Origin of the sequence: Thalassotalea crassostreae (assembly GCF_001831495.1) — a bacterium.
Lineage (GTDB): Bacteria > Pseudomonadota > Gammaproteobacteria > Enterobacterales > Alteromonadaceae > Thalassotalea_A > Thalassotalea_A crassostreae.
Window position 1 is genome coordinate 1,863,666 of sequence record NZ_CP017689.1, and the last position, 13,810, is coordinate 1,877,475.

General features: G+C 36.9%; 15 protein-coding genes. 9 read left to right on the forward strand and 6 right to left on the reverse strand.

Features of this window, described 5'->3' with window-relative positions; all coding sequences use genetic code 11:
* The first annotated feature begins 207 nt into the window (after nt 1–207).
* Entirely contained in the window at nt 208–543 is a 336-nt protein-coding gene (locus LT090_RS07970; protein ID WP_068546436.1) for a zinc ribbon domain-containing protein YjdM, read from the forward strand.
* 165 nt (nt 544–708) lie between these two features.
* On the opposite strand, the gene LT090_RS07975 is transcribed toward LT090_RS07970, so the two are convergent.
* On the reverse strand, nt 709–1,062 hold the full coding sequence (locus tag LT090_RS07975) for a DUF3718 domain-containing protein (protein ID WP_068546434.1): 354 nt from the start codon (nt 1,060–1,062) through the stop codon (nt 709–711).
* A gap of 640 nt (nt 1,063–1,702) precedes the next feature.
* On the opposite strand from LT090_RS07975, the gene LT090_RS07980 reads away from it, so the two are divergent.
* The 3 genes from LT090_RS07980 (at nt 1,703) to LT090_RS07990 (ending at nt 6,664) form a co-directional block, all read left to right on the forward strand.
* The gene (locus tag LT090_RS07980; protein ID WP_068546432.1) at nt 1,703–2,131 is read left to right on the forward strand and encodes a CBS domain-containing protein; all 429 of its coding nucleotides are present in this window, start codon (nt 1,703–1,705) and stop codon (nt 2,129–2,131) included.
* 192 nt (nt 2,132–2,323) lie between these two features.
* Nucleotides 2,324–6,229 carry an ATP-dependent RNA helicase HrpA gene (gene hrpA, locus LT090_RS07985; protein ID WP_198360688.1) on the forward strand — a complete coding sequence of 1,302 codons (3,906 nt, stop codon included), beginning with the start codon at nt 2,324–2,326 and terminating at the stop codon, nt 6,227–6,229.
* Between the two features lie 120 nt (nt 6,230–6,349).
* Nucleotides 6,350–6,664 (forward strand): PilZ domain-containing protein, encoded by a 315-nt coding sequence (locus LT090_RS07990; protein ID WP_068546429.1) that lies wholly within the window; start codon nt 6,350–6,352, stop codon nt 6,662–6,664.
* 137 nt (nt 6,665–6,801) lie between these two features.
* Here LT090_RS07990 and LT090_RS07995 read toward each other — a convergent pair whose 3' ends face one another.
* Complete coding sequence (locus LT090_RS07995; protein ID WP_068546426.1) at nt 6,802–7,992, reverse strand: class I SAM-dependent methyltransferase; 1,191 nt, start codon at nt 7,990–7,992, stop codon at nt 6,802–6,804.
* 112 nt (nt 7,993–8,104) lie between these two features.
* Here LT090_RS07995 and LT090_RS08000 point away from each other — a divergent pair, with 112 nt between their 5' ends.
* Both LT090_RS08000 and LT090_RS08005 read left to right on the forward strand, forming a co-directional pair.
* Complete coding sequence (locus tag LT090_RS08000; protein WP_068546425.1) at nt 8,105–8,374, forward strand: acylphosphatase; 270 nt, start codon at nt 8,105–8,107, stop codon at nt 8,372–8,374.
* 52 nt (nt 8,375–8,426) lie between these two features.
* Entirely contained in the window at nt 8,427–9,398 is a 972-nt protein-coding gene (locus tag LT090_RS08005) for an NAD(P)H-quinone oxidoreductase (protein ID WP_068546424.1), read from the forward strand.
* A gap of 75 nt (nt 9,399–9,473) precedes the next feature.
* On the opposite strand, the gene LT090_RS08010 is transcribed toward LT090_RS08005, so the two are convergent.
* On the reverse strand, nt 9,474–9,686 hold the full coding sequence (locus LT090_RS08010; protein WP_068546423.1) for a DUF1653 domain-containing protein: 213 nt from the start codon (nt 9,684–9,686) through the stop codon (nt 9,474–9,476).
* A 107-nt stretch (nt 9,687–9,793) separates the two neighbouring features.
* The gene (locus LT090_RS08015) at nt 9,794–10,099 is read right to left on the reverse strand and encodes a putative signal transducing protein (protein ID WP_068546422.1); all 306 of its coding nucleotides are present in this window, start codon (nt 10,097–10,099) and stop codon (nt 9,794–9,796) included.
* A 110-nt stretch (nt 10,100–10,209) separates the two neighbouring features.
* On the opposite strand from LT090_RS08015, the gene LT090_RS08020 reads away from it, so the two are divergent.
* Nucleotides 10,210–10,449, forward strand: coding sequence for a hypothetical protein (locus tag LT090_RS08020; protein ID WP_068546421.1), 240 nt, complete (start codon nt 10,210–10,212; stop codon nt 10,447–10,449).
* 71 nt (nt 10,450–10,520) lie between these two features.
* On the opposite strand, the gene LT090_RS08025 is transcribed toward LT090_RS08020, so the two are convergent.
* Nucleotides 10,521–11,816, reverse strand: a complete 1,296-nt coding sequence (locus LT090_RS08025; protein ID WP_082897166.1) for a M24 family metallopeptidase — start codon at nt 11,814–11,816, stop codon at nt 10,521–10,523.
* 317 nt (nt 11,817–12,133) lie between these two features.
* Here LT090_RS08025 and LT090_RS08030 point away from each other — a divergent pair, with 317 nt between their 5' ends.
* Together LT090_RS08030 and LT090_RS08035 are read left to right on the forward strand one after the other, a co-directional pair.
* Nucleotides 12,134–12,532 (forward strand): hypothetical protein, encoded by a 399-nt coding sequence (locus LT090_RS08030; protein WP_415918829.1) that lies wholly within the window; start codon nt 12,134–12,136, stop codon nt 12,530–12,532.
* Between the two features lie 70 nt (nt 12,533–12,602).
* Complete coding sequence (locus LT090_RS08035) at nt 12,603–12,962, forward strand: hypothetical protein (RefSeq protein ID WP_068546419.1); 360 nt, start codon at nt 12,603–12,605, stop codon at nt 12,960–12,962.
* 124 nt (nt 12,963–13,086) lie between these two features.
* Here LT090_RS08035 and LT090_RS08040 read toward each other — a convergent pair whose 3' ends face one another.
* The gene (locus tag LT090_RS08040; protein WP_068546418.1) at nt 13,087–13,764 is read right to left on the reverse strand and encodes a DUF3299 domain-containing protein; all 678 of its coding nucleotides are present in this window, start codon (nt 13,762–13,764) and stop codon (nt 13,087–13,089) included.
* Between the last annotated feature and the right edge of the window lie 46 nt (nt 13,765–13,810).

The following is a 13,810-nucleotide window of genomic DNA, read 5'->3' on the forward strand; positions in this document are numbered from 1 at the left end:
TGCCAGTTGGCAGCCAAATTTTAATCTAACTCAACTCAGTATTTCCTACTGCATATTCTTCAACTCTTGTTAACACGGTTCAACTTTATTTGGCTAACTTATGTTATAAGAGACGAACTTAATTACTAAATATGTAAGCGTCGTTAAGGTCAGTTCTAATCTATTTAGCGAGCTATTCGGACTGAGAATAAAGGAAAATAGAAAATTATGTCACATCCACCATGTCCAAAATGCAATTCTCAATATGCTTACCAAGATCAAAATCTTCTTATTTGCCCCGAATGTGCGCACGAATGGAATCCATCAGAAGAGGTTGATGATGATTTGTTCACTGTCAAAGATAGCAACGGAACACGATTAATCGAAGGTGATAAAATCACCATGATTAAAGACCTAAAAATAAAAGGCAGCTCACAAGTTATCAAAGTTGGTACTAAAGCGGTTATTCGGCGTATCGTTGAAAGTAAAGATCATCAATTAGACTGTAAAGTTGATGGTGTTGGAGAGATGATGGTTACAGCAAAGTTTGTTAAAAGAGCTTGATGTTTAGACACATAAATACGCGGCAAAAGTTGAACGCGCAATGACAAAAATTTAGAGAAAATAAATTAGATAGTCACTAAAAAAAACACCAGCAAAAGCTGGTGTTTTGTGTTTTAGATAACAGCGAGTATTTCGATTTATCTATTAGTAGATCTTAAGTCATGCTTAAAAGTTTACATAGATTTTATCGTTAGAGTTTAACGCAACATCTTCAATTGAGATGTCACCTAACGACTGGTTTAAATGGTCTGCAGTTTTGTTCGCACCGTTGTTTGCCGCAAAATCAGCAATGTTGTCGCCATTACACACAACTTTCAGTGCAACAGTTTGGGTTTTTAGGCGGTGGCTATCCACGGTATTTCTAAAACGAATCGTATTGTTTGATTTAGCTGCTTTACATACGTCGATTAATGCGCTTTCCATATAGCTAGGCATGTTACCAGCTTGAACAGGTGCTGACATAGTTAATGCTAATAAAGTGGTAGTAGTAGTTGCTGTAATAGTATTTTTAATGTTCATGGTGATTTCCTCTAAATATTGTTTGTTTTATATTTGCTTTGTTTAACTTCATGTAGTGTGTCCAATTGAAGCTTTTTTAATATCGAGGCTAACTGACTGCAATTTAAGTTCTCTTGTTAAGTTGCTTCGTTTATCTAATCATTCAATGTTCGTTATTTAGTATTTAAAGCCTAAATCTGTTATGACTAGATATCCGTCTGGAACAATAATAATTTAAGCAAATGCGTTCAGAAAAACCTGAGGAAAATATGATTATAAAAAATTATATAAATTAGGAATGTTAGTTAATTAGGGGGATTAAGGGCTTTTTTAGGCGGATATATAAGGACTGTTAGGAAATGTAGAGCAAAATATTAGATTTTTATAAAAATGTAACACAATGTGAATAAATTCATATTTAGTGAATAAAAAAACAATTACTATTGGAGAGAGATCGACAAGCGGTTTTAGCTTTACAGTAATTTTTTATTGGCAAAATCGTGCATTTTGTTGATAAATAGTTTTCACACAAGGATTTATAGACTAATCTAGAATTGTAAGGCTATAACGTTGTTACATTTTTTTAAATCGATATAGCACTATTTACAAAGTAAATATGGCGAAACATTGTAAAGAACAACATAAAAAATAGGGAGTGCCGATGCAATCATTACTTGTGAAAGATTACTTAAATCCTCACCCAGTTAAATTTACACCTGAAATGGCGATCGAAGAAGCATCAGAGTTAATCACCAAAACCAATGAATTAGGTGGCCCTGTAATAGGTAAGAACAGTGAGTTAGTGGGCTTTTTGTCTGAGTCAGATATTTTGGCTAAGATGCTAGAAACTAGTTATTACAGTGAACATGTGAGTTCTGTAGAGCAGTTAATGCGTACTGAGGTATTATCAGTAAAGCCATACGATAGCATCGTTGAGTTGGCGCAAATGATGTTACAAGCTAAACCTAAGGTATATCCTGTAGTCGATGATGACGGACAATTATGTGGAACAATTTGTCGCAATGACGTATTAAGAGCAATAGATAGTCATATTCGATCAAGCTTTCATGTTACTACAAAAACTGGATAAACACATTCCAGAACAAGGCAGTCGAATTAAGGTTAAAAGCAGCAATAAGCTGCTTTTTTTTGTGCACAATTTAAAACTTGGTCTTGGTTAGCTAGCATATTTGTATAAACAGAAGGGAATCTATGGCTGAAATCAAACCTTTAAACTGCTAATATTGCGAAAAATTTATTAATAAACATTGTTTTCGAGAGTATTTTGTCCGCGTTAGAGTCTGATTTTAAAAGTTTATATAAACTTGCCTTAGAAAGTTTACCGAAAACTCGAGGCTGTCATCACGGTTTATTGAAAAAAAGACTGCAGGGTCTTAATAAAGTTAAAAAGCTTGAAAAGAAACTTATCGCCTTAGAAAAGATCACCGACGGCATCGAAAAATCGATAGTGCAAAAACAAGCGCTAACGATTGGTACTCCGAAACCAAATTATCCAGAGCAATTGCCGGTAAGCCAAGCGGTAGATGAAATAAGCGAAGCGATTAGAAATAATCAAGTCGTTATCATTGCAGGTGAAACCGGTTCAGGTAAAACCACTCAAATACCTAAGATATGTTTGGAGCTTGGGCGTGGAATCGAGGGGTTTATAGGTCATACACAACCTAGACGAATCGCTGCGCGTACTGTCGCTAATCGAATAGCCGAAGAGTTGAACTGTAAACTCGGAGAGCAAGTAGGTTATAAAGTTCGATTTACCGATCAAGTCTCTGATAACACTTATGTAAAGTTAATGACTGATGGTATCTTGTTAGCGGAAATGCAACGAGACCGTTTGTTGCGTCAATACGACACCATTATTATTGATGAAGCCCATGAGCGCAGTCTCAATATTGATTTTATTTTAGGTTATATCAAACAAATATTACCGAAACGCCCCGATTTAAAGGTGATTATAACCTCTGCAACCATCGACCCTCAGCGTTTTTCTAAACATTTCAATAACGCCCCGGTTATCGAGGTATCAGGAAGAACCTTCCCAGTAGAGATTGTTTACAGCCCCTTGGATGAACAAGACGGTGATTATATTGCCGGTATTATTGATGCGGTAGGGCAAATCGATGCATTACCGATGGGCGATATATTAGTATTCCTTAATGGCGAGCGAGAAATAAGAGACGTTGCCAGTGCATTAGAAGCGGAAAATTTTCGTGACACCCAAGTCTTACCTTTGTTTTCTCGTTTAACCGTCGCTGAACAAAATCGAATTTTTGCGCCGCATCGTGGTCGCAATATCGTATTAAGTACCAACGTTGCTGAAACGTCATTAACTGTACCTGGCATTCGCTATGTTATCGATACTGGTACTGCACGTATTTCTCGATATAGCTATCGAACTAAAGTACAACGATTACCAATTGAGCCTATCTCGCAGGCGAGTGCTAATCAGCGCTCTGGACGTTGTGGACGTGTCGCTGCGGGTGTCGCAATACGCCTTTATAGCGAAGAAGACTTTCTAGGGCGTCCAGAATTTACTGATCCTGAAATTCTAAGAACCAACTTAGCCACGGTAATTTTGCAAATGTTGTCTCTTGGCTTAGGTGAAATTAGTAAGTTTCCTTTTGTGCAGCCACCAGACAATCGCAATATCAATGATGGTATTCGTTTGCTCGAAGAACTAGCAGCAGTAAAACAAGGACCGCAGCAATTACCACAATTGACCGATACTGGGCGTAATTTATCTAAATTTCCAATTGATCCTAGATTGTCAAAAATGTTGCTTAGTGCGAAAGAGCTTGGCTGCCCTCAGCAAATCGCCATTATCGTTGCTGCCATTAGCATTCAAGATCCGCGCGAGCGACCTATGGAAAAACAACAAGCAGCCGATCAATGTCATCAGCGCTTTAAAGATAAAAGCTCAGACTTTATTAGCCTGTTGAATCTCTACCATTACATTAGCAAGAAACAGAAAGAGCTTAGTAACAATCAATTTCGTCAGCTATGTCGAAAAGAGTTTCTTTCCTATTTACGAATTCGCGAGTGGCAGGATATATATTCACAGCTAAAACAAACGTTTAGTGAAAATAAATGGCGTTGGGATAGCTATGATGTTGAAGAAGAGCTGAACTATGATCTATTACATCAAGCAATACTACCTGGCTTGCTAAGCCATATTGGTAACCTTGATGAAAATAGAGAATACAAGGGCGCTCGAAACAGTCGCTTCTTTATCTTCCCTGGTTCAGGATTAGCTAAGAAAACGCCTAAATGGTTGATGTCAGCAGAGCTTGTTGAAACAAGCCGCTTGTTCGCTCGTATGTGTGCCAAGATTGATCCTTTTTGGTTAGAGTCAATGGCAGGGCATTTAATAAAGCGTAGCTACAGTGAACCTCACTGGGAGAAAAAGCGCGGTACGGTTGCTGCATTTGAACAACTCAGTTTATACGGTTTAGTTATTGTTGCTAAACGCAAAATAAATTTTAGCAATATAGAACCACAAACATGTCGCCAGATCTTTATTCAAGAAGCGTTGGTGCAAGGCGATAGCAATATTAATGAGAAATTTCTTAGCGAAAATAAACGTCTCGTGGCAGAAATCGAACATCTTGAAGATAAAGCGCGTCGTAAAGATTTTCTTGTAGAAGAAGAGGTTTTGATCGACTTCTATAATCAGCGAATACCTGAAGAAATTAACAATCAGGCCAGCTTTTTAAGTTGGTGGAAAAAAGCAAAACAACAAGATGCTAAACAGTTAACGTTTAGCAAAGAGCAACTGTTAAAACAGGATAATCGGCTAAGTAAAAATGATTACCCTGAGTTATGGCAACAAAATAATATTACTTTGCCATTAACTTATAACTTTGAACCAGGTACCGATGACGACGGTATTAGCGTAAATATTCCGGTTGGTATTCTTAACCAAGTAGAAGACATTGGTTTTGAATGGTTAATTCCGGCAATGAGGCTTGAGTTGATCACTGCGTTAATACGCTCTTTACCTAAACAGCAGCGCAAAAACTTTGTACCAGCGCCAAATTACGCTGATGCCTGTTTTACTACAATATCCCCTGACCAGGGGAAGTTAACCGATGCCATAGAAAAACAATTATTGCGAATGACAGGCGTGCGATTGCCCGAAGGCAGTTGGACATTTGAAAGTTTGCCAATTCATCTAAGAATGAATTTTAAAATCCTTAATAATAAAGGCAAAGTGTTAAAGCAAGGTCGCGATTTAACAGCACTAAAAGCTCAGCTGCAAGGTAAGGTTAAAGAATCTATTCAGTCGGTTGCTGAAAAAGGGATTGAGCGCAAAGATATTATTGAATGGGACTTTGAAAAAATTCCGTATTCTTATAAAAAGAAAGCTGCAAACATTACTATTCAAGCATTTCCTGCGTTGGTTGATCATAGTAAAAATGTATCAATTGAGCTATTTGAACGAGAAGATATAGCACAACAAGCAATGATCAAAGGGGTCACTCGCTTAGTGCTTTTAAATATTCCATCGCCAATTAAATATTTAGAAAACAAGCTTCCTAATAAAGCCAAACTTGGCTTGTACTTTAATCCTTTTGGTAAAATAACCGATTTACTTGATGATTGCATCGTAGCGTGCGCAGAGCAGTTAATCATTGATAGTGGCGAATTACCTTACGATAAAGCTGGCTTTGATAAGGCCCGTGATTTAATTAGGCAAGAAATTGCCGATTATGTGTTGGCTAATGCGATTAAACTTGAGCAAGTGCTTTCACTTCGTCACGAAATAGCCAAGAAAATGAAAGGGAATTTAGGTTTAAACGTTATTCAAGCACATGCTGATATCAAAAGTCAGTTAGATAAATTGGTTTTCAAGGGGTTCTTAAGAGAATCAAAAGTGAGTAAATTAGATCATATTCTTCGTTATTTAAAAGCCATTGTTCGACGATTAGAAAAGCTGCCAATCGATCCAAACCAAGACCGATTAAAAATGCTGGAAGTGGCTAAAGCGGAAGACTTATATAATGCCTTGTTGAAAACAAGACCAAGTCATTTACCAGTCTCTGATGATGTTAAAAACATATTTTGGCTGATCGAAGAGTTTAGAGTGTCGTTGTTTGCTCAAAACTTAGGTACTGCTACGCCGATTTCTTTTAAGCGTTTAAAGCAAAAAATCGCCGAATTAGAAGATTAACCTTGTAATTCCAGCTAGCTGATTTAATTGACATTTGTCCAACAACTTTCTATAAAGGGTGTGCAGCGATCTTTGATTGCTCAGGTTTGTGTTTTGTAGTCACATTATAAAGAGGTAAGTATGGTCAATTTTGAACAAGGGTTCAATGAGAGCCGAAACTGTTTCAGGACCATGATTAATCAGCAGGTAAGCATTACTTTGCTTGATGATGAAACAAATAGCGATGTATTGGCAAATTGCCGTGATATCAGTGAAAACGGTATCGCATTAGAAATAGAACACCCAGTCGAAGTCGGTACAAAAATCAGAATTCATTTAGATTGTGATGATCAAATATCGGTACCACTAACCGATTGTTTAGGTCGTGTATTGCGTTGTGAAGAGGAATCTAAAGATTTATTTTTACTGGCGATAGAAATTATTGATTCGAAATAAAGCGGCGCTAAAACAAAGCTGAAATCTAAAATATAGCGGAAATTAATAGCTAAAAGTTCAGAATCAACAACTGAGCTTTTAAATAAAGAATTGTGACCGCTATAAAAGTCGCTTTAGCGCAATATCCTTTATACCGACTAGTCCATTTGACAAATTAAGCCTTTCAAATAATATCCTTCTGGATAATTAAGTGAAATAGGGTGATCGGCCGCTTGTTGCAGGCGCTCAATGATACGACCTTCACGTTTAGCATCTAATGCAGCATCAGCCACTACCTTTTGGAATAAGTTCGACTCCATCAACCCTGAACATGAAAATGTCAGTAAAATTCCGTTCTTGTTTAACAGTTGCATCGCTAACATATTGATGTCTTTATATCCTCGACATGCACCATTTAATTGTGCCTTAGATTCAGCAAATTTTGGTGGATCGAGAATGATCATATCAAACTTACGATTCTCTTCACGGTACTGTCTTAATAACTTAAACACATCTTGTTTTACAAAATTCACGTTTTTATCTTCTAAACCATTTAGAGCGATATTTTCTTTTGCTAAATCAAGGGCTGTTTGAGAGACATCTACGTTAGTTACTTCTGCCGCATCAGCTGCCGCACAATGCAATGAAAATGTACCTGTGTAAGAAAAACAGTTTAAGATGGTTTTACCTTTTGCATAACGTCCCGCAGCAAGTCTAGAATCACGTTGATCTAAATAAAATCCAGTTTTATGGCCTTTATCAACGTCTACTTTAATCTTAATGCCGTGCTCTTCGATAACGACCTCTGTAGAGTCAAGCGGCTCTGTGATCCAACCTTTAGATAACCCCAAACCTTCTTTTTTACGAACCTCAACATCTGAGCGTTCATAAATTGCGTAGTCTGGAAATATTTCTTCAAGTACTGAAAATAAAATGTGACGATTAAATTCGATACCAGCACTTAAAAGCTGGCAACTTAAAATATTGTCATAGACATCGATGGTTAATCCCGGAAGATTGTCAGATTCTCCAGCGATTAACCGGTAACCGGTAAGGCCGCCATCAATAATAGGTTTTGCTCGTAATGCTTGTGCAGCAAGGATACGGCTCTTAAAAAACTCTCTATCTATGTGCTCATCTTGGTCAAAAGTCCACACTCTAGCTCTAATTTGAGAGCTTGGAGAATAAGCAGCTTTTGCTAGCCAATTACCTTTGCTATCTAACACATCAACGGTGTCTCCAGGTAGTGGTTTGCCAACAACTTTGTTGACCGCTTTTGAAAAAATCCACGGATGACGACGTAAAAGTGATTTTTCTCGCTTAGGATTTAACATTATTCGTGCAGACATACTATATTTCTATATATAAGTGAAAAGTGTACTGATTGTAATCAATGCAAGCTAAGTAAACAATGTGAAGTTGATTATCTCAATCTGAAACGACAATAAAAAAGGTACTGGTATGAAAGTTTGCTATATTGCAAAAGTTACAGGAGTTGTACAAGGCGTATATTTTCGTGCATCGGCGCAAAATATGGCTATCGATCTTAGTTTAAGTGGCTATGCCAATAACCAAGAAGATGGTAGTGTTGAACTTATGGTTTGTGGAGATGAAGCGAACGTTCAACAGATGCTGAGTTGGTTAGAAACGGGACCTGACGAAGCAGAGGTAGAGGCGGTTACAGCCGAGCCGACAAACTTTAGAGACGTTAATCATTTTTCCATTGGATAATCCTTCTTATTCGTAGTCAACCTTAAGCAGTCCTAGCAGTATTGGAATAGTTTTGAAAATAATCAATGTAAATGAACAACAAGAGTTAGTGTTTTCTGACGCTAATATTCCTGAAATAAATGAAGATGAATGCTTAATCGCGGTTAAAGCAATCGGTATAAATAGAGCTGATTTGTTGCAACGCGCGGGCAAATACCCACCACCAGCAGGCGAGTCGCTGATCCTTGGTATCGAAGCTTGTGGCGTCATTAGTAAAGTCGGCACTAAGGTTAGCAATGTAGATGTTAACGATAATGTTTTTGCATTAGTGCCAGGTGGTGCATACGCTGAATTCGTTAAGGTGAAAGCCAATCATCTGATCCCACTTCCATCAAACTTTTCTTTTGAACAAGGCGCTGCAATTGCCGAGGTGTTTTTAACTGCTTATCAAAGTTTATTTACCATCGCTAAGTTGCAAAAGAGCGATCAGGTATTAATGCATGGCGGAGCAAGTGGTGTAGGAACAGCAGCCATTCAATTAGCGAAAGCTGCGGGCGCTTTTGTAACCGTAACGGTAAGTAGTGAAAACAAGGCTGAGGCTTGTATAAAACTCGGCGCTGATAATGTCGTTAATTATAAACAACAAAATATAGTTGATTGGAAAAAGCAACATTTAAAGCAGGGCTTTGATGTCATTATCGATATTGTTGGTGGTAATGAATTACAAAAGAATATTGACGTTGTAGCACAAGATGGGCGACTAGTAACGTTAGCAATGTTAGGCGGCCGCTTTTGTGAACAAGTCGATGTCGCAAAGATGTTACTTAAACGGGTTAATATTCACGCCAGCACCTTAAGAAATCGTAGTGACCAATATAAACAGCAACTGGTGCAAGATTTTACCGAACAGTTTTATCAAAGCTTAATTGATGGCAAACTGCAGCCGGTTATCGATACCGTGTTTTCATGGCAAGACGCTGATTTAGCGCATCAAAAAATGTCGAGAAACGAAAATATTGGTAAATACATATTAACGGTAAATTGATTGCTGTTTAGAAATAGTTGCAGTTATCCAATGTAGTTATCTTAATCAGCTATCCAATGCAGCTATCTGTTTAAGTTATTCCGCTGAAACATAGGTAAAACGCTTCAATGTTTTACCGTCTCGTTCAATGGTTTCATCAAACATATCTAAAGGTCGGATCCAAATGTCTCTATCACCATACAAAGGTTGATATACCACATGATATTGCTCAGTTTCACTGTGTTTAGCAACATGTAATACCTGATAAAAGTTACCTTTGAAATGCTGATACTTACCTAGTTTAATCATTCTTACTACTCATTATTTTTACACTGTTTTTAATATTAGTTTTTAATATTAGTTTTTTAACATTAGGACTTTATAAACGCTTTTGTCTTCACTTATTGGCAAACAAACTAGCGCGAACCGCCGCAATTCCAACAGATATCAAATTCACTTTCAATATTTTCTTTGCAACTTGTACAAGCCCAATTTTCGTTGTTTTGGACTTGTTCTTGGTAATTGAATATTAAATCTAAAGATCGTTGCGTTTCGTTGTCATCAGTTAACCAAATCTGCGGCCAACACTCTGTCATAGGAACTTCACCGGCTAAAGAACTAATCGCTTCATTTTTAATAGCGCATTCAATGCCGTTGCTTTCAAGCAAATTTTTGATGTGATGCACTTGTACGATATTTTCGTGACTATATACCTTGATCATTATTCATCCTATTTACTTTTTCCTAATACATTACTATACAGTACTCTATAATGCCAAATGGTGATGTTAGGTGTTTAAACCCACAACTCGAAATTGAAAGGTAACGATTAATGTATCAAATTATGATTATTCTATGGGCGCTGATATGTTTATATGGCTTGATTGCCGCGGCACTATTATTTACTAAGAAAGCAAAACCAAGTAAACAAGTAGGGTATTCAGTGTTCGGCAACATTGTTATTGCCGGAGGTGCTGCGTTTAACTTAGCTGGCTTTAATTTTGTTATAGGTATTATATTTATTGCTGTTGGTGTCTATTTTAATATTAAAGAGCGTGATGCAGCGCAGTAAAAACTAAATATGAACATAAGCTTTAGATTAACATTTTAATTGACGCTAAAGCTTTCAAGCAAAATTTACCACTATCTATAATTAATCAGTATCAGTTCTTTTTGTCTTGGCGCAAGATAGTTTAGATCTGTATTTTTATAGAGCGCATTTTCCTCAAGCATGATCATGATGTCTTTATTCCATTCTTTAACCGGAACAGTCACGTTTAATTCAATCGAATATGCGGTGCTATCATGCAATATTCTGTCACCGTCCCCCGGAACACCAAATTGCGAATCCCATTTACCAATAGTTGTTCCTGCTGCATGGCCATGATAACCAATAGGGTGCGAGTAAATCATTGGATTTAAACCTTCAAGTAATGCTTGCTCTCTTGATTTTGACAATATCTCGTTACCGCTACGATTTCTTTTAAAATGCGAGGTGAGTATATCTTGTAATCGGTTTCCCTTTTTTAGGGCATCTTGTAGGAATTTAGGAGCGTCGTTTTGACCATTGTTTAGAACATAAGCATGTTGCTGGATATCAGTATTTAAACGTAAATAATTAATGCCAAAATCAACATGTAGCAAATCGCCTGGTAGGATTACTATTTTTGGATCTTCACTGACACCCATTGTCTTACGGTTTCGTTGCAACCTTATTGAAGGTTGAAACCAGGTTTGCAAGCCTAATTGTGAAACCGTATCTCTAAACCACCAAACTAAATCGCCAACCGTTGTTTTACGAACCGTTATTGTATCTTTAGAGAAGCCTTGCTTGATGACTGCTTTGGTTAAAGCGACCAAGTCTTTATATATCTCGACTTCTTCATCAATGCGGGTTTCCAACCAACTTACCGCTAACGGTTCACTGCTAACTACTCGATCGCGATATTTTGTTGGTAAATATGAAAACAATAAATCACGCTCTGTAGCGACTAATCCATCAGCTAATTCAAAATCTTTAGATTGGTTTACCCCAATTCTTTTTGGATCATATTGACTAATTAGCTTAACCAATGCTTTCATTTGGTTTGGTTCTGATTCTTTGTCCCACGCTTTGGTAAACACATTACCAACGTCGTAACGCGACATAGCCTGAGCTTTAACGCCTTCGTCGCCTAGATCAGTAAAAATTAAGATGGTTCTTCTTCGTGCCCCCATCCAAGTTGAAGGAAGCATGGTTTTCAATATTGGATCTTCATTATACTCACGGCTAATTAATATCCACATATCAATGTTTTCTCGACGCATTAACTTAGGCATCAACTTGTTGACGCGCTTTTCTAATATATTGTCGATTACGACGCTCCGCTGTTGCATCGATAATATTTCGAAATCTTCTATGCGTCGCTCGTCTGCCTTTGAGGAAATACAAATTAACATAGAAAATAACAAACCTAAGCTCGCTAGTTTGTTAATTAAATAGGACTGCTTGGAATTGTTTTTAATGAACAGCATGTAAGTAGAATATTATTGCCAGTTGATTTAATTAAGTGTCGTAGATTTAATGTGCAGGGTCAACTTTAGTTATTCAAATAATTACAGGCTAAAATAAAATAGAACTTTTCGGAATAAACAAGTCAGAGCATAAGGTTTCCTAGATATTGATTGTAACGTAACCTAATGTAATTATTAATAAAGTCTTAAGTATCTGAGATTAATCTAACTTGAATAAGACAGCTAATACTGGAGTAGTTACCATCAATAAATTCGTATCGTTAATATTTGTTATGTTTTCTTGTTCAATTCAAGCAAAAGACAGTGACATCATAAATGTAGATCGCGCTATAAATAATGATATTGAACTTTCATTTCCAAACGATGAAAGTATTAAACCAAAGAAAAGTGACTTTGAAGTTCTAAACTACGTGCTAATGAGTAATGAAATAGGGGAGCGTTTCGCGGTCATTACACTGCGAAATTTATCGTCTGGCAACAGGACATTAGAGGATAATCAATTAATGGCATTGTTTGCAGATGGTGAGCGCAAAGTACCAACATTATTAAAATTAAACTTTGAAGGAAACGAGGTACAGTCAATCACTGTATCATTCGGAAATAGTAAGTTTCCTATTTTATCGGTGTATTCAAATAGTTAGTTTGAGTAAACCCAATACAAAATAATCGTTTAAAGAAAATAGTTGAATGAAGTTAGGGATTTAAACAAATATGGATATACATAAATTATCATTCGCCCAAGTTACGGTTTTAAGTAACAGGATTGTAAAAATAGCAGTAGATCAAGGTGCTAATGTCGACCTTGAAATGATTGACGAAATAAAACAATTGTTTTGTGAATTGTTCGATGTCTCATTTTCAATATTAGTAAATAAATCAAATTCGTACTCTACACAATTAGAGGCTTTGGTTGCGTTCGGAAAAATTGAGAATATTGACAAAATTGCAATTTTGGCACCCAATAAAATGGCTCACTTAAGCGCAGACTTTTCAGCCAATATTCCAAGTTCTGCAGCACTTAACATAAAAATATTTAACCTTCGTAATGAAGCTTTAGCCTGGATTAATTAAAAGGTTAGGGGATTTCTCAAACGCCAAAAATGAAAAAAGCCCGTAAGGTCTTCTTTTTCATTGTAAGCACCGTCATATGAATACAAGAACGTAAATAATCAGTCTTATTTTCTGATTTATAGAGTTACTCAGCTTCTAACCATTCAATATCACCCACATTAAGTAAGTAACTTGACTGAATAGGCTTCGAACCGTCAACCAAGCTTAGCGTAGGTGCAGAGTTTTGTGCTTTCATATAACCGGTGATACTAATCTTACTAAAGAGGTCCATTACTGGTGTATCAACCGCTTGGTTTGCAATAGCGTAAATAATTTGGTTAGCCGCAGGTGTTGGTTCGTGAATACAAGCTCCGACATAAGGTACAATTAGAAACTCCTTAATTTTTTTGCCTTCAAATTCCAGTGGTAACATAAAGCCTTCAATTTTTACTGTTTTTTGATCTAACAAGGGATTAATTGATTCAAATTTTAACTTATGAGCATTCATATAACGTACGCGCTCGGCCAATAAAAAATCGACATCGAGGCCTTGTTTGATAAGTGCTTTACGTGCATCTTGGCCAAACTTTATGTGTTCAGGTTTTAATTTATATCCTTTTTGTTGCCCGTATTCGACCGCTTGAACCCGCTGTAACAAGCTAAGCTGTTCTCGAGTTAACGAAGTAAAAACAGTTTTAATTGGTGAAGCGTCAACATGTGAGTTGAGATCTTGCCATGTGATTTTTTGCGGCTCTACCGCAACGACATTCGTGGTAATAAAAATAAAAAAAACACCAAAACACTTTGAGATAAATCTAATCATGACAAGCTCCAATAGTGGCTAGATTGCGGGTCGTTCTATCTAGGTA